Origin of the sequence: Pseudomonas sp. NFX183, from assembly GCF_047943075.1 — a bacterium.
Taxonomy (GTDB): domain Bacteria; phylum Pseudomonadota; class Gammaproteobacteria; order Pseudomonadales; family Pseudomonadaceae; genus Aquipseudomonas.
In genome coordinates this window covers 3,135,598-3,155,879 of sequence record NZ_CP181333.1, presented here as the reverse complement: position 1 = coordinate 3,155,879, position 20,282 = coordinate 3,135,598, and the positions used below count along the sequence as shown (strand labels likewise).

At 57.2% G+C, this 20,282-nt stretch carries 17 protein-coding genes and 2 tRNA genes; 2 read left to right on the top strand and 17 right to left on the bottom strand.

The window, feature by feature from the left end; all coding sequences use genetic code 11:
• The first annotated feature begins 5 nt into the window (after nucleotides 1-5).
• Nucleotides 6-2,939, top strand: a complete 2,934-nt coding sequence (locus ACM530_RS14685; protein ID WP_416365036.1) for a DUF748 domain-containing protein — start codon at nucleotides 6-8, stop codon at nucleotides 2,937-2,939.
• A 288-nt stretch (nucleotides 2,940-3,227) separates the two neighbouring features.
• Here the strand turns inward: ACM530_RS14685 and ACM530_RS14680 are convergent, their stop codons facing one another.
• The 16 genes from ACM530_RS14680 to rlmE form a co-directional block, all read right to left on the bottom strand.
• Nucleotides 3,228-3,848 (bottom strand): BON domain-containing protein, encoded by a 621-nt coding sequence (locus ACM530_RS14680; protein WP_119741050.1) that lies wholly within the window; start codon nucleotides 3,846-3,848, stop codon nucleotides 3,228-3,230.
• A 294-nt stretch (nucleotides 3,849-4,142) separates the two neighbouring features.
• The gene (gene pnp / locus ACM530_RS14675; RefSeq protein ID WP_119741048.1) at nucleotides 4,143-6,248 is read right to left on the bottom strand and encodes a polyribonucleotide nucleotidyltransferase; all 2,106 of its coding nucleotides are present in this window, start codon (nucleotides 6,246-6,248) and stop codon (nucleotides 4,143-4,145) included.
• A 194-nt stretch (nucleotides 6,249-6,442) separates the two neighbouring features.
• Nucleotides 6,443-6,712 (bottom strand): 30S ribosomal protein S15, encoded by a 270-nt coding sequence (gene rpsO / locus ACM530_RS14670; protein WP_003176135.1) that lies wholly within the window; start codon nucleotides 6,710-6,712, stop codon nucleotides 6,443-6,445.
• Between the two features lie 114 nt (nucleotides 6,713-6,826).
• The gene (gene truB, locus ACM530_RS14665; RefSeq protein ID WP_106579253.1) at nucleotides 6,827-7,744 is read right to left on the bottom strand and encodes a tRNA pseudouridine(55) synthase TruB; all 918 of its coding nucleotides are present in this window, start codon (nucleotides 7,742-7,744) and stop codon (nucleotides 6,827-6,829) included.
• 3 nt (nucleotides 7,745-7,747) lie between these two features.
• A complete protein-coding gene (gene rbfA, locus ACM530_RS14660) occupies nucleotides 7,748-8,143 on the bottom strand; it encodes a 30S ribosome-binding factor RbfA (protein WP_016973761.1) in 396 nt (131 codons plus the stop codon).
• 159 nt (nucleotides 8,144-8,302) lie between these two features.
• Nucleotides 8,303-10,828: a translation initiation factor IF-2 gene (infB, locus tag ACM530_RS14655; protein ID WP_145162144.1), complete on the bottom strand. Its 2,526-nt coding sequence runs from the start codon at nucleotides 10,826-10,828 to the stop codon at nucleotides 8,303-8,305.
• Nucleotides 10,829-10,855: 27 nt separating this feature from the next.
• Nucleotides 10,856-12,337 carry a transcription termination factor NusA gene (nusA, locus tag ACM530_RS14650; RefSeq protein ID WP_008057419.1) on the bottom strand — a complete coding sequence of 494 codons (1,482 nt, stop codon included), beginning with the start codon at nucleotides 12,335-12,337 and terminating at the stop codon, nucleotides 10,856-10,858.
• A gap of 47 nt (nucleotides 12,338-12,384) precedes the next feature.
• Nucleotides 12,385-12,843 (bottom strand): ribosome maturation factor RimP, encoded by a 459-nt coding sequence (gene rimP, locus ACM530_RS14645; protein ID WP_003235029.1) that lies wholly within the window; start codon nucleotides 12,841-12,843, stop codon nucleotides 12,385-12,387.
• Nucleotides 12,844-12,983: 140 nt separating this feature from the next.
• Nucleotides 12,984-13,060 (bottom strand) — tRNA-Met (locus ACM530_RS14640).
• Between the two features lie 96 nt (nucleotides 13,061-13,156).
• A tRNA-Leu gene (locus ACM530_RS14635) sits at nucleotides 13,157-13,242 on the bottom strand.
• A 22-nt stretch (nucleotides 13,243-13,264) separates the two neighbouring features.
• Nucleotides 13,265-13,648, bottom strand: coding sequence for a preprotein translocase subunit SecG (gene secG, locus ACM530_RS14630; RefSeq protein WP_010206600.1), 384 nt, complete (start codon nucleotides 13,646-13,648; stop codon nucleotides 13,265-13,267).
• A 4-nt stretch (nucleotides 13,649-13,652) separates the two neighbouring features.
• Complete coding sequence (gene tpiA / locus ACM530_RS14625; RefSeq protein ID WP_003194193.1) at nucleotides 13,653-14,408, bottom strand: triose-phosphate isomerase; 756 nt, start codon at nucleotides 14,406-14,408, stop codon at nucleotides 13,653-13,655.
• A gap of 66 nt (nucleotides 14,409-14,474) precedes the next feature.
• Nucleotides 14,475-15,812, bottom strand: a complete 1,338-nt coding sequence (gene glmM / locus ACM530_RS14620) for a phosphoglucosamine mutase (RefSeq protein WP_416365035.1) — start codon at nucleotides 15,810-15,812, stop codon at nucleotides 14,475-14,477.
• 16 nt (nucleotides 15,813-15,828) lie between these two features.
• Complete coding sequence (gene folP, locus ACM530_RS14615; RefSeq protein WP_369302496.1) at nucleotides 15,829-16,680, bottom strand: dihydropteroate synthase; 852 nt, start codon at nucleotides 16,678-16,680, stop codon at nucleotides 15,829-15,831.
• Between the two features lie 8 nt (nucleotides 16,681-16,688).
• Nucleotides 16,689-18,599, bottom strand: a complete 1,911-nt coding sequence (gene ftsH, locus ACM530_RS14610; protein WP_106579257.1) for an ATP-dependent zinc metalloprotease FtsH — start codon at nucleotides 18,597-18,599, stop codon at nucleotides 16,689-16,691.
• Between the two features lie 200 nt (nucleotides 18,600-18,799).
• Nucleotides 18,800-19,450 (bottom strand): 23S rRNA (uridine(2552)-2'-O)-methyltransferase RlmE, encoded by a 651-nt coding sequence (gene rlmE / locus ACM530_RS14605; protein WP_034117848.1) that lies wholly within the window; start codon nucleotides 19,448-19,450, stop codon nucleotides 18,800-18,802.
• A gap of 106 nt (nucleotides 19,451-19,556) precedes the next feature.
• On the opposite strand from rlmE, the gene ACM530_RS14600 reads away from it, so the two are divergent.
• Nucleotides 19,557-19,865, top strand: coding sequence for a YhbY family RNA-binding protein (locus tag ACM530_RS14600; RefSeq protein WP_106579258.1), 309 nt, complete (start codon nucleotides 19,557-19,559; stop codon nucleotides 19,863-19,865).
• An 8-nt stretch (nucleotides 19,866-19,873) separates the two neighbouring features.
• On the opposite strand, the gene ACM530_RS14595 is transcribed toward ACM530_RS14600, so the two are convergent.
• Nucleotides 19,874-20,278 (bottom strand): MFS transporter, encoded by a 405-nt coding sequence (locus ACM530_RS14595; RefSeq protein WP_106579259.1) that lies wholly within the window; start codon nucleotides 20,276-20,278, stop codon nucleotides 19,874-19,876.
• Nucleotides 20,279-20,282 lie beyond the last annotated feature (4 nt).

Sequence of the window (20,282 nt, the reverse complement as noted above, 5' to 3'; positions counted from 1 at the left end):
CACTCATGCCCAAAGGATTGATCCGCGCCGCTGGCGCCTTGTTGACCGCCCTGGCTCTGTACAGCTTGCTGGGTTTTCTGATTTTGCCGGGCATTGCCCTTCGTATTGCCAATCAACAGCTGGCCCATTACGCCACGGTGCCGGCACGCATCGAGCGTATCGAACTCAATCCGTTCAGCCTGGAAGTGACAGCCTGGGGCTTGAAAATCGGCGAACCGGGCAAAGAGCAAGTGGGTTTCGAGCGTCTCTACGCCAACCTGCAGATCGACAGCCTCTGGACTCGCGCCCTGCACCTGGCCGATGTGCAACTCGACCAACCCAAGACCGAGCTGCTGTTCGACAAATCCGGCCAACTGAACCTGGCGCAGTTGTTCAAGCTGCCGCCGAGCGAGCCGACCCCGGCCGATCCCGACGCCAAGCCATTCCCGCTGCGCATCGACAGCATCAAGCTGGCGGGCGGCTATGTGCATTTTCGAGACCTGCGTCCCAGCGAACCGATCGAATTTCTCTACGACAAACTCGACTTTGAACTCAAAAACCTCAGCACCTTGCCGGAAGACAACGCCGACATGACGCTGGTGGCCGCCGGCCCTGAGGGTGGGCAAATCGACTGGAAAGGCAATTTCAGCCTGGTGCCGATCACCTCCAAGGGCACGCTGAAAGTCACCGACGGCAAGATGAAGGCCTGGTGGCCGTATGTTCGTGATGCCGTGCCGCTCGTGCTGGAAGACGGTGTGCTGAATTTCAGCACCGACTACACATTCAGCCTGGCCAAAGAAACCGAACTGAACCTGACCAACACCGCCGCCAGCATTGCGCCGTTTGCTATCAAGGCGCCCGATGGCCGCCCATTGGTGCGCCTGGAACGCTTGGACGTCAGTGACACCACGGTGGACCTGGCCAAGCAGCACGTGGTGGTCGGCAAGATTCGCAGCAACAAGCTGGAAACCTGGGCCGCCCGCGAAGCCGATGGGCAACTGGATTGGCAAAAACTGTTCGCCAGCCAACCGAGCAAGCCGGCCAAGGCGCCCGAGCCCGCCAATGCGCCGGCAACGGCCGACTCGCCAAAGGCTGAACCGGCCGCGCCTGGCAAGCCCTGGCAAGTAATGCTCAAGGATGTGCAGCTGCGTAACTATCAGGTGCACCTGGCCGACCGTCAGGCCAAACCTGCGGTAGCGCTGGAACTGGGCCCCTTGAACGTCGATGTGCAGAACTTCGACAGCCTCAACCAAAGCCCGTTTACCTTTAAGGTCGACTCCGGCCTGGGTAAACAAGGCAAGATCCAGGCAACCGGCGAGGTCAATCTCAACCCGGTCAGCGCCAAACTCAAAGTGAATACCCAGGACATCGACCTGCGGGTTGCTCAGTCCTATATCAGCCCGTTCATTCGGCTGGAACTGCGCAGCGGCATGTTGGGCAGCAACCTGGATGTGAACCTCAAGAGCACCGAGCCTTTGGCGCTTCAGGTCACCGGCCGCGCTCAGGTCGACCAATTGCACACCCTGGACACGCTCAAGACCCGCGACTTCCTCAAATGGCAGCGCCTGGTGCTCGAAGGTGTCAATTATCAACACGGCGACAGCCTGTCGATCGACAAGGTCAACCTGCTGCAACCGTACGCGCGCTTCATGATCAATGATGACCGCACCACCAACATCGATGACCTGTTGATCCCGCAGCCGGCCGACAGTGGCGCCAAATCGGCAGCCAAGCCGGCAGCCAGCAAAGACAAGCCGCTGGGCATCCATATAGGGCAGATCGCGATCAATGACGGCTCGGCCAACTTTGCCGACTTCAGCCTTACGCCCAACTTTGCCACGGCCATTCAACAGCTCAACGGGCAGATCGGCACCATTGACAGCCGCCAAGCCAAACCGGCCAGCGTCGACATCAAGGGCAAGGTGGATCGCTATGCGCCAGTGACCATCAAAGGCAGCGTGAACCCGTTTGATCCGATGGCGGCGCTGGATATCGCCACCAGCTTCAAACGCGTCGAGTTGACCACGTTGACGCCGTATTCCGGCAAGTTCGCCGGTTTCCGCATCCGCAAGGGCCGGCTCAACCTGGACCTGCATTATGTGATCACCAAAGGCCAGTTGAAGGCTGAAAACAAGGTGGTGGTTGAGCAACTGCAACTGGGTGAGAAAGTCGACAGCGCCGACGCCGTGGATTTGCCGATTCGCCTGGCCATCGCCCTGCTCAAGGACTCCGACGGCAAGATCTCCATCGAACTGCCGGTTACCGGCGACCTGAACAACCCGCAATTCAGCGTGATGCCGATTGTCTGGCAAACCCTGCGTAACCTGGTGGTGCGCGCGGCGACGGCGCCGTTCAAGTTCATCGGTGGGCTGGTCACGGGTGGCGGCTCGGAAGACTTGGGCAATGTGTCGTTCGCCCCAGGCTCCAGCGAATTGAACAAAGACGCTCAAGGCGCGCTGAATACCCTGGCCAAAGCACTCAAAGAGCGCCCTACCCTGCGCCTTGAAATCGAAGGCACGGCGGCTGCCAGCAGTGACGGTCCCTTGCTCGCTGCCGAGCGACTGGAACGTGAATATCAATACAACTACTACAAGATACTGCAGCGCCGTGGCGATAAGGTTCCGGCCCAGGCTTCGCTGCTGGTCGTCCCCGAGAAGGAAAAAGCGCCGTTGCTGGAAGGCATCTACCGCACCCGTCTGAAACAACAACCGCCGGCCGAGTGGAAAGACCTGAGCAGCGATGAACGCACCGCGAAGCTGCGTGACGGGCTGATCAAGTTCTGGGGCGCCAGTGATGTACTGCTGCGTCAACTGGGGCAAGACCGAGCCAGTGCCATCAAGGATTACCTGGTGGACAAGGGCCAACTGGAAGATGACCGGGTGTACTTCATCGATGCCAACCTGGGGCAGGCGGAGAAGGATGGCCGGGTGGTAACCCCAATGCATCTGGATGCTGAGTAACACCTGAGACACCCATCCAAATGTGGGAGCTGGCTTGCCGGCGATGCAGACACCTCGGTCATTCAGTTGAATCGAAGTGATGCTATCGCAGGCAAGCCAGCTCCCACATTTGTTTGTGCTCGGCCTGGGGTTTTGTTTGCGCCCAGAATAGAACAGGCCCCGACACAAGTGCCGGGGCCTGTAATGACCACATCCGTGTGGTCGGTCGCATGAACTCCAGAGGTGCCTTGGGTGGATATCTAACTCACCCTAAGCCGCCGCTATTCAGTTCAGACGAACAGTTAAGCGTTACTCTGCTTTCAGGCCATCGGCCGATACAGCTTTAACGCCTTTGATTTTCTTGGCGATATTCACCGCGGTGGTTTTCTGTGCTTCAGTCACAGCGACCGAAGAGGACAGAGAAACTACGCCTTTGTTGGTTTCGACTTTGATGTCGGTGCCAGGAATGCCTTTCTCGGTTACCAGGTCAGCTTTCACTTTGGTGGTGATCCAGGTATCGGAAGTGGCGCCCTTGGCGTCAGCTGCTGCGCCTTTGGTTTTGTCGACGTTGTCGGCTTTAGTTGCGCCGCCTGCCAGCAGGCCGTCAGCAGAAACAGCGGTCACACCTTTGATGCGCTTGGTGATTGCTACTGCAGTGGCTTTCTGCGAATCAGAGATCGCTACGGTCGACGACAGGGAAACCACACCTTTGTTGGTTTCAACCTTGATGTCCGAACCAGGAATGCCTTTCTCGGTCAGCAGGTCAGCTTTGACTTTGGTGGTGATCCAAGTATCCGAAGTGGATTCTTTGGCTTTGGTCACTTCGCCAGCAGCCATGGTCATTGGAGCTTGGGAAGTCTGAGCAAAGGCCACGTTAGCACCCATGGCCAGGGTCAGAGCGGTAGCAGTAGCGAGAGCGAACTTCTTCATACGAGTAACTCCTGTTTTATTGAAAGTCTGCAGTGGGTAAACCTTGATGCTGCAGCGTTACCAGGATTATTGCAGGCAGTGTGCCAAGTTAGATTTTCGAATTAAATCCTTATAAAACAATAACTTATAAAAATGACCAATTTTCGGAATCGTGCAACTTGCATGAAGAAGGCCGTCCTTGCATGCAAGTTGCGGCTTTTGGGATTTACTAAGCTTCTGATTTATCGGCATTTTCCTAAGCGCATAAAAAAAGGACTCCGAAGAGTCCTTTTTTTCAGCGTGAGGCCGGGGTAATTAAACGCCCGAAGCCTTGGCTGCTGCTACGTCCTTGATGGACAGCTTGATACGGCCGCGGTTGTCCACGTCCAATACCAGCACTTCCACTTCCTGACCTTCTTTCAGAATGTCGGTCACTTTCTCAACACGAGCGTCGCTCAGCATGGAGATGTGCACCAGACCGTCTTTGCCCGGCAGGATGTTGACGAATGCGCCGAAGTCGACGATGCGCTCAACTTTACCGACGTAGATCTTGCCGATCTCGGCTTCTGCGGTGATACCCAGAACGCGCTGACGTGCAGCTTCTGCAGCTTCTTTGGTTTCGCCGAAGATCTTGATCGAGCCGTCGTCTTCGATGTCGATCGAAGCCTTGGTCTCTTCACAGATCGCACGAATGGTCGCGCCGCCTTTACCGATAACATCACGGATTTTGTCGGTGTCGATTTTCATCGCGATCATGGTCGGAGCATTTTCCGACAGCTCGGTACGCGACTGACCAATGATCTGGTTCATCTGGCCGAGGATGTTCAGGCGCGCTTCCAGGGCTTGGCCCAGAGCGATCTCCATGATCTCTTCGGTGATGCCCTTGATCTTGATGTCCATCTGCAGCGCGGTAACACCTTTAGCGGTACCGGCTACTTTGAAGTCCATGTCGCCCAAGTGGTCTTCATCGCCCAGGATGTCGGTCAGGATGGCGAACTTCTCGCCTTCTTTAACCAGGCCCATGGCGATACCGGCAACCGGTGCCTTCATCGGCACACCAGCGTCCATCAGCGCCAGGGAAGCACCGCAGACCGAAGCCATGGAGCTGGAACCGTTGGACTCGGTGATTTCCGACACAACACGGATGGTGTACGGGAACACGTCGGCGGCAGGCAGCATGGCTGCAATCGAACGACGGGCCAGACGGCCGTGACCGATTTCGCGACGACCAGCGCCACCCATGCGACCACACTCACCTACCGAGAACGGAGGGAAGTTGTAGTGCAGCATGAACGGGTCTTTTTTCTCGCCTTCCAGGGTGTCCAGCAGCTGTGCGTCACGGGCAGTACCCAGTGTTGCAACAACCAGAGCCTGGGTTTCACCACGGGTGAACAGAGCCGAACCGTGAGTCTTCGGCAGAACGCCGACTTCGATGTTCAGCGGACGTACGGTGCGCGTGTCGCGACCATCGATACGTGGCTTGCCGTTAACGATGTTTTCGCGAACGGTGCGGTATTCGATTTCACCGAAGGCAGCTTTGACGTCGCTGGAAGAAGGCTGGCCTTCTTCGCCGGACAGCTTGGCCACAACCTGCTCCTTCAGCTCGCCCAGACGAGCGTAGCGGTCGGCTTTGACGGTGATGGTGTAGGCGTCGGAGATGGCAGCGCCGAACTCGGAGCGGATCGCACCCAGCAGCTCAGTCGCTTCAGCCTGTGGAGCCCAGGTCCAAGTCGGCTTGGCAGCTTCGGCAGCCAGTTCTTTAACAGCGTTGATCACAACCTGGAACTCGTCGTGAGCAAACAGTACCGCGCCCAGCATCTGGTCTTCGGTCAGCTCTTTGGCTTCCGATTCAACCATCAATACGGCTTCCGACGTACCGGCAACGACCATGTCCAGGCTCGACGCTTTCTGTTGTTCGTAAGTCGGGTTCAGCAGGTAGCCGGTGCTTTCGTGGAAAGCAACGCGAGCTGCGCCGATCGGGCCATCGAAAGGAATACCGGAGATGGCCAGGGCAGCCGAAGTACCGATCATCGCAGCGATGTCCGGATCGGTCTTCTTGCTGGTGGAAACGACGGTGCAGACAACCTGCACTTCGTTCATGAAGCCTTCTGGGAACAGCGGACGGATCGGACGGTCGATCAGTCGGGAAGTCAGGGTTTCTTTTTCGGAAGGACGGCCTTCGCGCTTGAAGAAACCGCCAGGGATCTTACCGGCAGCGTAAGTCTTTTCCTGGTAGTGAACGGAAAGAGGGAAGAAGCCTTTGCTTGGGTCAGCGGTCTTGGCGCCAACAACGGTCACCAATACGGTGACGTCGTCGTCAACGGTGACCAGCACTGCGCCGGAGGCTTGACGGGCGATACGGCCTGTCTCGAGGGTAACGGTCGACTGACCGAACTGGAATTTTTTGATAACCGGGTTCACGGTGTCCTACCTTCTTTGTGGCTCTTGGGGAACTTGTCTTCTTGCGAAATTCTTGGGCAATGCCGGGAATCGGCCCGACGCTCGTCCAGGGTAAAACGTGTATCCAGATAAAACTTGAGGCTGGGAGCCTGCCATGGGCCAGCGGGAATCCCACTGACACACGGCAGACAACCAACCTCTAGCGCAATCGCTGATTAGCGACGCAGACCCAGGCGACCGATCAGAGCCTGATAACGACCCAGATCCTTGCCTTTCAGGTAGTCCAGCAGCTTACGGCGCTGGTTTACCATGCGGATCAGACCACGACGGGAGTGGTGATCTTTACCGTTGGCCTTGAAGTGACCTTGCAGCTTGTTGATGTTGTGGGTCAGCAGTGCAACTTGCACTTCTGGCGAACCAGTGTCACCAACAGCTTGCTGATAGTCAGCTACGATTTGTGCTTTTTCTTGAACGTCGAGAGCCATGAGGCAATCCTTTTTCAGGAAACCACCCAAAGGGTGATCTCAACAGGCCAGGGACAAATCCCTGTATCTAAAAATGAGTGTTGACCGTGCCTGTTAACAGCCACACTCGTTCGGTCATTCTGACCGAATCAGTCGACGCGGCGCGATGCGCCCGTCTTCGCTCACTTCACCGATACCGATGAAGCGACCGTTATGATCCTGTACCCGCACCATACCGAACTTCGGAGCGTCCGGGGCACGTACCGGCTGGCCGTTGAGCCAGTAGAACGCGCTGTGCTCCGAGAAGTGCAGCAATGGCCAATCCAGCAAACCGCTGTCCGATGGCATCAGGAAGCGATCAACTGCTTCATTGCCGCCTTCGGCGTGTACTGCTTCCAACTCTTCCAGCGTGACCGTCTGGGCCAGGCTGAAAGGACCGGCCTGGGTGCGTCGCAGTTCTGCAACGTACGCGCCGCAACCGAGCTTTTCACCAATATCTTCCACCAGGGTACGGATATAGGTGCCTTTGCTGCAGTCCACGGCCAAGCGGGCAGTGTCGCCTTCATGGGCGAGCAATTCCAAGCGCGCAATAGTAACAGAACGCGGTTCGCGCTCCACTACTTCGCCCGCACGTGCCAGCTTGTACAGAGGCTGGCCATCACGCTTGAGGGCCGAGTACATCGGCGGTATCTGACTGATTTGCCCACGAAAACCGGGTAAAGCAGCTTCAATATCAGCACGACCAACGGTCACGTCGCGAACCTGCAGAACATCACCTTCGGCATCGGCCGTGGTGGTGGTCTTGCCCAGTTGCATCAGGGTTTCGTAACCCTTGTCGGAATCGAGCAGGTATTGCGAGAACTTGGTCGCCTCACCAAAGCACAACGGCAGCACGCCGGTGGCCAGGGGGTCGAGACTGCCGGTATGCCCGGCCTTCTCGGCATTGAGCAGCCAGCGAACCTTCTGCAAGGCAGCATTGGAGGTAAAGCCAATGGGCTTGTCGAGCAGAATAATGCCGCTGACGTTGCGACGGATACGTTTGACCTGAGCCACCGCTTACTCCTTGGCGTCTTCAGGTGTGGACGGGTGCTGGCTGTCTTCAGCCACGGCGCGCTCGATCAGCGCCGACAGGTGCGCACCACGCACGACGCTTTCGTCGTAGTGGAAGTGCAACTGAGGCACGCTGCGCAGCTTCATTTCGCGGGCCAACTGCATGCGCAGGAAACCTGCAGCCGAGTTGAGCACCTTGATGCTTTGCGCGATTTCTTCGCTGCTGTCCTGGCCCATCACAGTGATGAAGATCTTCGCGTGACCTACGTCGCGGCTCACTTCAACGGCGGTGATGGTGACCAGGCCAACGCGTGGGTCTTTGACTTCGCGACGGATCAGTTGGGCCAGCTCGCGCTGCATCTGATCGCCGATACGCTGGGTACGGCTGTATTCTTTTGCCATGTCTTGTTACCTGTTACTGCCACACGGTGAAACCCGTGGGGTCTGAAAGCGGCAAACGCCCGGCCTGACAAAAGCCAGACCGGGCGTTGCGTTTAGAGTCCGTACGCTGCGCGGGGCATGTGCATGCCCACGCGTCGCGTGGCTCCGGAAGTGCGCGAGTTAGAGGCTGCGAGCAACCTGAACCTTCTCGTAGACTTCGATCTTGTCGCCAGCTTTGACGTCGTTGTAGCTCTTGACGCCGATACCGCATTCCATGCCGGCACGCACTTCGGAAGCGTCATCCTTGAAGCGGCGCAGGGATTCCAGCTCGCCTTCGAAGATAACGATGTCTTCACGCAGTACACGGATTGGACGGTTACGGTGCACAACACCTTCGATAACCATGCAACCGGCGATCGCGCCGAATTTCGGCGAGCGGAACACGTCACGCACCTCGGCAACACCCAGGATATTCTCCCGAACGTCGCTGCCAAGCATACCGGTAAGGGCTTTCTTGACGTCTTCGATGATGTCGTAGATGACGTTGTAGTAACGCATGTCCAGGCCTTCCTGCTCGACGATCTTGCGAGCGCCAGCATCGGCACGCACGTTGAAGCCGAACAGTACAGCGTTGGAAGCCAGTGCCAGGTTGGCGTCGGACTCGGTGATACCACCGACACCGCCACCGACAACGCGCACTTGCACTTCGTCGTTACCCAAGCCGTTCAAGGCGCCGTTCAACGCTTCGAGGGAACCACGGACGTCAGATTTGAGGACGATGTTAAGCGTCTTCTTCTCTGCCTGGCCCATGTTTTCGAAGATGTTTTCCAGCTTGCCAGCGTGAGCACGGGCCAGTTTGACTTCGCGGAACTTGCCTTGACGGAACAGAGCCACTTCACGGGCTTTCTTCTCGTCGGCTACTACGCTCATCTCGTCGCCAGCGTCCGGGGTACCGTCCAGGCCGAGAATCTCGACAGGGATGGAAGGACCGGCTTCCTTGATTGGCTTGCCGTTCTCGTCGAGCATGGCACGTACACGGCCGTAGTTCGAACCAACCAGTACCATGTCGCCTTGGCGCAGCGTACCGTCTTGAACCAGAACGGTTGCAACCGGGCCACGACCTTTGTCGAGACGCGATTCAACCACAACACCGCGACCCGGAGCCGATGGCGTTGCTTTCAGTTCGAGTACTTCAGCTTGCAGCAAGACCGCTTCGAGCAGTTCGTCTACACCGGTACCGACTTTTGCCGAGACCGAAACGAACGGCGTATCACCGCCCCACTCTTCAGACGTCACGCCGTGAACCGACAGTTCGCTACGGATGCGATCGAGATCGGCGCCCGGCTTGTCGATTTTGTTCACGGCAACAACCAATGGAACACCAGCGGCCTTGGCGTGCTGGACAGCTTCAATGGTCTGCGGCATCACGCCGTCGTCCGCTGCAACCACCAGAATCACGATGTCAGTCGCCTTGGCACCACGGGCACGCATTGCGGTAAACGCGGCGTGACCAGGGGTGTCGAGGAAAGTGACCATGCCGCGTTCGGTTTCAACGTGGTATGCACCGATGTGCTGGGTGATACCGCCGGCTTCGCCGGCAGCTACCTTGGCACGACGGATGTAGTCGAGCAGCGAGGTCTTACCGTGGTCAACGTGGCCCATTACGGTCACAACTGGCGCACGGGAGAACGACTCACCTTCAAACTTCAGGGACTCGGCCAGGGAATCTTCCAGGGCGGTGTCACTGACCAGGGTCACTTTGTGGCCCAGCTCTTCAGCAACCAGTTGGGCAGTTTCCTGGTCCAGTACCTGGTTGATGGTCGCTGGAGTACCCAGTTTGAACATGAACTTGATGATTTCAGCAGCCTTGACCGACATCTGATTGGCGAGGTCGCCAACTGTGATGGTCTCGCCGATCTGCACATCACGCACGACAGGGCCGGTTGGGCTCTGGAAACCGTGGGCGTTGCGCTTTTTCAGCTTGGCCTTGCCGCGACCACCACGACGGAAGCCATCGCTTTCTTCGTCGGTAGTACGTGGGGCAACGCGTGGAGCAGGCGCTTTCTCTTTGACCGAGGCACGATGTGGGGCGTTTTTACGCTCGCCATCGCCACCACCACCGCGACGATTGTTATCGTCGGCACGTGGTTTGTCCGGACGACGAGGCTCGTCGCGCTTGCGAGCGTCTGCTGCAGGAGCAGGTGCAGCGGCAACCGGCGCAGCCTCACGCACAGCTTCAACAGGCGCTGCAGGAGCGGCGACCGCGTCAGTACCAGCAGGTTGCGCAGCAGCAGGCTGGCGGCGCGCTTCTTCTTCGGCGCGACGCTTGGCTTCTTCTTCAGCCTTCTGACGAGCAGCATTTTCTACTGCGCGACGTTCATCCAGTTCGCGTTTGCGCTCGGCTTCGATTTCTTCCGGGCTGCGCTGTACGAAGACTTTCTTCTTGCGTACTTCAACGCTGATGCTCTTGCTACCAGCAACACGCAGGGTGCTGGTGGTTTTGCGCTGCAATGTAATCTTGCGCGGTTCTTCCACTTTCGCCTTGTGGCTGCTCTTCAAGTGAGTCAGCAAAGACTGCTTCTCACTGTCGCTCACACCTTCATCGGCGGCGGTGTGCGGCAGACCTGCCTCACGCATCTGCTGCAACAGGCGCTCTACCGGTGTTTTGACCTCATCGGCCAGTTGTTTCACCGTGACTTGCGTCATGCACTTCTCTCCTCAGGCCGCGCCTAGTTACTCGAACCAATGGGCTCGGGCGGCCATGATCAACTTGCCGGCACGATCATCGTCAATGCCGTCGATGTCGAGCAGATCGTCAATAGACTGCTCGGCCAGGTCTTCGCGGGTAATTACGCCGCGCACCGCCAGTTCCATCGCCAAATCCTTGTCCATACCCTCAAGCGAGAGCAGGTCTTCGGCCGGATGGGCGTCTGCCAGCTTTTCCTCAGTAGCGATGGCTTTAGTCAACAAACGATCCTTGGCCCGAGCGCGAAGCTCGTTGACGGTGTCTTCGTCAAAGCCGTCGATGTTGAGCATTTCTTCCAACGGTACGTAGGCAATCTCTTCCAGGCTGGTGAAGCCTTCATCTACCAGCACCTGCGCCAGGTCTTCGTCGACTTCCAGCTCGTCGATGAAGTTGCGCAGGATGTCACCGGTTTCAGCTTGCTGCTTAGCCTGGATGTCCGATTCGGTCATCACGTTCAGGGTCCAGCCGGTCAGTTGGCTGGCCAGACGCACGTTCTGACCACCACGACCAATGGCCTGAGCCAGATTATCTGCGCCAACGGCGATGTCCATTGCATGGGCATCTTCGTCAACGATAATTGCCGCCACTTCAGCCGGCGACATGGCGTTAATTACGAACTGCGCCGGGTTATCGTCCCACAGCACGATGTCCACACGCTCGCCGCCCAACTCGCCCGACACTGCCTGGACGCGCGAACCGCGCATACCAATGCAAGCGCCCTGCGGGTCGATGCGTTTGTCCTTGGAACGGACCGCGATCTTGGCGCGCGAACCCGGGTCGCGGGACGCAGCCATGACTTCGATCAGGCCTTCGGCAATTTCCGGCACTTCGATACGGAACAGCTCGATCAGCATTTCCGGCGCGGTACGCGACAGGATCAACTGAGGGCCGCGGTTCTCGGTGCGGATTTCCTTGAGCAGCGCACGCAGACGCACGCCGACACGGAAGGTTTCGCGAGAGATGATGTCTTCGCGGGCCAGCAACGCTTCAGCGTTGTTGCCCAGGTCAACGATCACGTTGTCACGGGTAACTTTTTTCACGGTACCGGAGATGATTTCACCCAGGCGCTCGCGATAAGCATCAACGACTTGAGCGCGCTCAGCTTCGCGAACCTTCTGCACGATGACCTGCTTGGCGGTCTGTGCAGCAATACGGCCGAATTCGATCGACTCGATTTTTTCTTCGACGACATCACCGACCTTGGCGCCAGGGTGCGTTTCGGCAACCTTGCTTGGCCAGGTTTCGATGGCCGGATCATCAAGATCGGCTTCTTCGACGACCGTCCAGCGACGGAAAGTCTCATAGGCACCGGTGTGGCGGTTGATTTCCACACGCAGATCAACTTCGTCTTCAAAACGCTTTTTGGTAGCAGTGGCCAGGGCCAGCTCCAGCGCTTCAAAAATCACGTTTGCCGGTACGCCCTTTTCATTGGATACCGACTCAACAACCAGCAGTACTTCTTTGCTCATCGTACGCCTCGCCTTTCGCAAGCCATTGGATCCGCGGGATCCGCGTCTCAGTCAAAACTGGGAATAATGTTGGCCTTGTCGATCATATCGATCGGCAACAGGAATTCATGGTCTTCTACCTGCACCACGACATCCTGTTCTTCTACACCGCGCAGAAGGCCCTGAAAGTTGCGTCGCCCTTCAAAGGGAGAGCGCAGCTTGATCTTCACTTGTTCACCGGCAAATTTTGCAAACTGATCAATAGTGAACAGTGGGCGTTCCATGCCTGGCGAGGAAACTTCGAGGGTGTATTCAACGGAAATCGGATCTTCAACATCCAGGACACCGCTGATCTGACGGCTGACAATGGCACAATCGTCCACCAGCACGCCGCCCTCTTTATCGATATAAACGCGCAACATTGAGTGGCGACCTTGAGCCGAAAACTCAATACCCCAGCATTCATAGCCTAGGGCCACGACCACCGGGGCCAACAAGGCCTGCAACTCTTCTAGCTTGCTCGACACCTGAACCCCCTCGTGCATGTATGTGCATGCTGTGCAAAATAAAAAAATGGGCGAAACGCCCATCCTTGAAACGCCGTCGAACAGCGGCGTTGAAAGTGTCCAGCTAACAAAAAGCCCCTTAAAAGGGGCTCCGCTAAAACTGGTTGCGGGGGCCGGATTTGAACCGACGACCTTCGGGTTATGAGCCCGACGAGCTACCAGACTGCTCCACCCCGCGACAAAGCTGGGGCGGAAGTATACGACCGATCCCTTACAGGGTCAATGTAACCTTCCACCTACAAGAAAGCCCGCAACAGCGGGCTCTCCTGATAATTGGTACCGAGAAGGGGACTCGAACCCCTACACCCTATGGGCACAACCACCTCAAGGTTGCGTGTCTACCAATTCCACCACCTCGGCAATACAGCGTTTACAACCCTTCTTACTTCTGCTCTTGAGCTGGAGGTACGTCAGTCGCTGGAGTAGCCGACTTTTGCTCTTGAAGCACCGGGACATCATCAGAAGCCGGTTTTGCTTTTGGTACTTCCAACACTGCTGGGTTTGGGAGACCTACTTGAGTCAGCACATGAGCTTTCTCTTTAGCAAAGTAACCTAACCCCAAGCTGGTTATGAAGAAACCGGCGGCAAGTATAGCAGTAAACTTACTAAGAAAGGTAGAGGAACCTTGGCTTCCGAACACAGTATTTGAAGCACCTGCACCGAAAGACGCACCAGCATCCGCACCTTTACCCTGTTGCAACAAAACCAGGGCAACTACGCCCAGGGCTGCCAACAGATGAAAAACGACTACGACTGTTTCCAGCATTTTTTCAGTTTCCCGCGGCGCGACAGATCGCACCGAACTCATCTGCATTCAGGGAAGCTCCACCAATGAGCCCCCCATCGATATCCGGCATGCCGAACAGTTCGACCGCATTGGCCGCCTTCACGCTGCCGCCGTATAGAAGCCGCACACCTTGCGCGACTTCAGAATTCTCTGCCGCCAACTGAGCGCGGATGGCTGCGTGCACATCCTGCGCCTGTTGCGGCGTAGCAGTCAGTCCGGTGCCAATGGCCCAGACCGGCTCGTAAGCAATGACTGCCTTTGCAAATGCACCAACACCCAGCTCCTCGATGATGCTGCCCAGCTGACGCGAGACAACTTCAAGAGTCTTGCCCGATTCACGTTGCTCCAGAGTCTCCCCTATGCACAACACTGGAATCAAGCCACAAGCCTGTGCCGCTGCGAACTTGCGGTTGAGTGTCCCATCACGCTCGCCCATCATCTGACGGCGCTCGGAGTGCCCGACAAGCACATAGGAACAACCCGCATCTACCAGCTGACTCGGCGAAATCTCGCCGGTCAACGCACCTTGCATGGGCTCCACCGCAGAATTCTGCGCGCCGACCTGAATCGACTTACCCTTCAAGCCATCAACAACCTGGTTGATATGCAAGCAAGGCGGGAAAACCGCAACATCAACACCGCTAGGCAAGGCCAAGTGACGAAGGCCATTGATCAGCTCAGCGACACTGGCGCGGGTACCGTGCATCTTCCAGTTACCAGCTACCATAGTGCGACGCATGCTGTACCTCGTCGGTCAAAGTGGGCGCAGATGTTACCCAACCACATCATCACTGGCAAGCCGAATTCAGGCGCAAATTTCAGTTACCAGTTTTGCCAGGTCTTCGGCATGGCCGCGAACCTGTGTTTCGTCTTCGCCTTCGACCATGACGCGCACCAGAGGCTCTGTGCCGGACTTGCGCAACAGCACCCGTCCACGCCCCGCCATTGCCAGGGTTACGCGCTCGCACGCGTCTTTGACAGCAGGGTGCTCGATCGGGTTTTCGCCACCGGCAAAACGCACATTGAGCAGAACTTGCGGGCACTTACGCAGCGCCTGTCGCGCCTGAGCCAAGCTCTCTTCACGGCGACGCAACGACAACAACACTTGCAGAGCAGCAATAATGGCATCGCCCGTGGTGGTGTGCTGGAAGCAGACAACATGCCCGGAGTTTTCACCCCCCACCTGCCAGTTACGCTCCAGCAGCTCGGCGATCACATACCGGTCACCGACGTTGGCGCGTACAAACGGAATACCCAGTTCCGCCAGAGCGAGCTCAAGCCCAAGATTGCTCATCAATGTGCCGACGACACCACCTTGCAGCTTGTTACGCTCATGCAGGTCGCGAGCAATGATAAACAGCAGGTCATCGCCATCAACCACGGTACCGGTGTGATCCACCATCAACACACGGTCGCCATCGCCATCAAAGGCGATGCCCAGGTCGGCATGCTCAGCCAGAACGGCCGCCTGCAACTGCCCCATGTGGGTGGAACCGCAATTTTCATTGATGTTCAAGCCGTTCGGTTGCGCCGAAAGCACCGTCACGTCCGCACCCAGCTCTTTGAATACACTCGGAGCCACCTTATAGGTCGCACCATGGGCGCAGTCGACAACGATCTTCAGCCCGGCAAAATTGGTACTGCTCGGAACGCTGCTTTTGCAAAATTCGATATAACGGCCTGATGCGTCGTTGATACGCGACACCTTGCCCAGCTTGCTGGACTCAACCACCGTCATCTGTGCATCCAGCAGCTCTTCAATCATCAACTCGATCTCGTCCGGCAACTTGGTGCCCTGGCCCGAGAAGAACTTGATGCCGTTGTCATCGTGGGGATTGTGCGACGCACTGATCACGATACCGGCTTCAGCGTGAAAGGTACGCGTCAGGTAAGCGATCGCAGGCGTCGGCATTGGCCCCAACAGCATCACATCAGCACCGGCGGCGGACAAACCTGCCTCCAGCGCCGATTCGAACATATAACCCGAAATACGGGTGTCCTTGCCCACCAGAATGCGGCAAGCGCCCATGCTGCGGAACGCCATGCCTGCCGCCCAGCCCAGCTTGAGCATGAAATCAGGAGTAATCGGGAATTCGCCGACCCGACCGCGAATACCGTCGGTGCCAAAATATTTTTTAGTCATAAGTGCTCCGTCATTCTTATTCGGCTGATTCTACAGCGGCAATCATACGCACCACATCGACTGTCTCGGCGACATCATGCACGCGCAAAATTCGCGCACCTTTGGTCATGGCAAGCGCAGCAAGCGCCAGTCCGCCGTACAGCCGCTCGCCCACCGGGCGATTCAAGGCCAGCCCTATCATGCTCTTGCGCGAAACACCGACCAACAAGGGCCGACCAAGGGCATGCAGGGCTTCCATATGCTTAAAGAGACTCAAATTGTGCTGGAGTGTCTTGGCAAACCCAAAACCGGGATCAAGGATGATCTTTTCGGCAGCGATTCCCGCTGTGGCGCACTGAGCGATTCGTTCGGCGAGAAACCCACTCACCTCACCTACCAGGTCGTCGTAGTGCGGGCTGTCTTGCATGTTGCCGGGCTCTCCCAGCATATGCATCAGGCACACCGGCAGGCCGGTTGCCGCCGCTGCATCCAGGGCACCGTCTCGCTGCAGGGAGCGCACATCGTTGATCAGGCCCGCACCCAGGCGCGCCGTTTCACGCATTACCGCCGGCGTAGATGTATCAACCGAGATGATCACATCAAGCTCGCGGGCGATACGCTCAACTATCGGCGCGACGCGCTCCAGCTCCTCCAGGGGAGAAACAACACGTGCTCCCGGACGAGTCGATTCGCCACCAACATCAATCAACGTTGCCCCCGCCAGCACCATAGCCTCGGCGTGACGCAACGCGGCGTCCTGCTGACTGAAACGGCCGCCGTCGGAAAAGGAATCAGGGGTTACATTAAGAATGCCCATGACGTGTGTATGGGCCAAATCAAGAACCCGGTTACCGCAAGGCAACCGGGTGGAGGACGACGCAGGAGTCATTTCAAACCTTAGTGGTCAGCCGCAGGGCCACCGATCGGGGTTTCAGGGCGTTCGTTCTGAACCACTGGCGGGGTGCCAGAGGTGCCTGAACCGCCTTCCCAGTCGCGAGGCTCACGAGGCGTACGACCGGCCATGATGTCGTCGATCTGGTCGGCATCAATGGTCTCGTACTTCATCAGCGCATCAGCCATGGCATCCAGCTTGTCGCGGTTGTCAGTCAGGATCTGCTTGGCAGTGCCGTAGCACTGGTCAATGATGCTGCGCACCTCGGAGTCGATCAGCTTGGCCGTCTCACCGGAGAAGCTGGCGCTTTGACCGCCGCCGCCACGCCCCAGGAACACTTCGCCATCTTCCTCGGCATACATCAATGGACCGAGTTTTTCCGACAAGCCCCACTTGGTCACCATGTTTCGTGCAATCTGGCTGGCACGCATGATGTCGTTGGAGGCACCGGTGGTCACACCGTCAAAGCCCAAGGTCATTTCTTCAGCAATTCGGCCACCGTAAAGCGAGCAGATCTGGCTGATCAGCGCTCGCTTGGAAAGGCTGTAACGATCCTCTTCCGGCAGGAACATAGTGACACCCAGCGCGCGACCACGAGGGATGATCGATACTTTATAGACCGGGTCATGCTCAGGCACAACACGACCCACAATGGCGTGACCGGCTTCGTGATAAGCGGTGTTCTGCTTCTCTTTTTCGGACATGACCATGGATTTGCGCTCGGCGCCCATCATGATCTTGTCTTTTGCCAGCTCGAACTCTTTCATTTCAACGATGCGTTTACCGGTACGGGCCGCGAACAACGAAGCCTCGTTCACCAGGTTGGCAAGGTCTGCACCCGAGAAACCTGGCGTACCACGAGCAATCACGGCAGGCGCCACATCGTCGCCCATCGGTACTTTGCGCATGTGCACTTTCAGAATCTGTTCGCGACCGCGGATATCCGGCAAGCCAACCACGACCTGACGGTCAAAACGACCTGGACGCAGCAGCGCAGGGTCCAATACGTCAGGACGGTTAGTTGCAGCAATGACGATGATGCCGTCATTCATTTCGAAGCCGTCCATCTCCACCAGCAACTGGTTGAGGGTCTGCTCACGCTCATCGTGACCGCCACCCATGCCAGCACCACGATGGCGACCAACAGCGTCGATTTCATCGATGAAGATGATGCACGGTGCGTGCTTCTTGGCCTGTTCGAACATATCGCGAACACGGCTGGCACCCACACCAACAAACATTTCGACGAAGTCAGAACCGGAAATGGTGAAGAACGGCACTTTGGCTTCGCCGGCAATCGCCTTGGCCAGCAAGGTTTTACCGGTACCCGGAGGACCAACCATCAGTACGCCGCGCGGAATACGGCCGCCCAGGCGTTGGAACTTGCCCGGATCGCGCAGAAACTCGACCAGCTCACCGACCTCTTCCTTGGCTTCGTCGCAACCTGCAACGTCAGCCAGGGTGGTCTTGACCTGATCCTCGGAGAGCAGGCGCGCCTTGCTCTTGCCGAAGCTCATCGGCCCGCCCTTGCCTCCCGCACCGCCTTGCATCTGGCGCATGAAGAACATGAACACGGCGATAATCACCAGGATCGGGAAGCTGGCGACCAGGAGTTGAGTCCAGATGCTCTGCTGCTCAGGCTGCTTGCCTTCAACGACTACGTGGTTATCCACCAGATCGCCGATCAGACCGTTGTCCTGGATAGCCGGACGAATGGTCTTGAAGCTGTCGCCATCGTTGCGTTTGCCGGTGATCACGTAGCCATCAACCGCTACGCGCTCGACCTTGCCATCCTTAACTTGCTGGATGAAGTCGGAATAGTTGAGGGTCTGCGGCTCGTTAGGGCTGGAGAAGTTGTTCATCACCGTCACCAGGACTGCCGCGATGATCAACCACAGGATCAGATTCTTTGCCATATCGTTCAATTAACTACCCTCTGAAGCAAGCTCCGCTACTGGCGCGCGCTTCGCATGATATTCACCGGCCTAACTTACTACATTACCTACAACTCTGGCAGGCGCCGTCTGTAACCCTTTGTGAAACTTTGACTACATAATATTCGTAAAGCTTCGTGACGAAAGCGATATAAAAAAACCTATCGCCTTCCTCGAATTCCTTAAAAACGCTCTTCACTCGCCGCACCTTCAACACCGCGGAAGCCGCGGCACAGCAGGTATTGCTCCCGAGACCTGTCCCGAGAAGAGTCTGGCTTGCGCGTTTGCACCTTGTCGAACAACTTGCGGATGTTCTTGTGGTACTCGTCAAAACCTTCGCCCTGGAAGACTTTCACCAGAAAATCACCACCCGGACGCAACACCCGACCCGCCAAATCCAGCGCCAGTTCACACAGGAACATTGCGCGCGGCATATCGACGGCCGGTAATCCACTCATATTGGGGGCCATGTCGGAAATCACAAGGTCTACCTGCGAATTTCCCACTGCCTCGAGGATCTCTGCGAGCACGGCGTCCTGGGTGAAGTCACCGTGAACAAAGGTCACATCCGGGATGCTGTCCATTTCCAGGATGTCGGAAGCGATCAAGCGGCCCTGCCCACCAATCAGACGACTGGTCACTTGGGACCAGCCACCAGGGGCCGCGCCAAGATCAATAACGCTCATGCCGGGGCGAATCAATTTGTCCTTGTCCTGGATCTCAAGGAGCTTGTAGCTGGCCCGCGAACGGTACCCGTCCTTTTGCGCCTTTTTGACGTAAGGATCGTTGAAATGCTCTTGCAGCCACTTAAGGCTAGTTTTGGAACGGGCCACGGGCCACCTCGAAAAATAAAACGGGTCGTGATTAACTGGGCGGTCCCGGACTCGCTCGGGTAAACTGGCCGCCGCTTTTTACAAGATCAGACGCAGGGGTCAGATTATGCCGCTCACTCAAGAGCAGAAGAAACAGTACAAATCCATTGGCCACCATCTGAAACCAGTTCTGATTGTGGCAGACAACGGTTTGACTGAAGGTGTGTTAGCCGAACTTGAACGCGCATTGGGCGATCACGAACTGATCAAGATCAAGGTCAACATCCTTGACCGCGAAGCGCGTTTGGCCGCCGTTGCAGAACTGTGCAAGGTCGGCAAAGCGGATCTGGTTCAGGTCATCGGCAAGATGGCGCTGCTGTATCGCAAGAACTTCAGCGTCAACAAGCAACTGTCGAACGTACACCGCTTCAAGTAACAAAAGGGTCACGGGCGTGCTTCGCGCGCCCCGCCACTCCATCCTGGCGCCGGTTGTAAAACCAGCACCAAGCCGGAGAACCCTAACACAAGATAGCTGAATAGCTGCCAGCGCAACGCTTCCGGCAGCCACGTATGCACCACGCAAAACATTGCGCATGCGTACAGCGCCATCAACAGCAGTTGGCCGCGAATATCCCGCCACAAACTCCCCAAGCCCTCGGCCTTGATCAGCACCAGCACCTGGAGCGTCACGCACGCCGCCGCGAAACCTACCAGCAGCGCGCTGAGCAATCCGTCGATTTCATCGATCAGCAACGGCGCCAGGCCAATCAGGCCCAGCGTCGGCAATAAACCAATGTGTAACAACCACACGCCGCCCACCCAAAGCATCTGGGCAAGCTGCCAAAGCATGGCG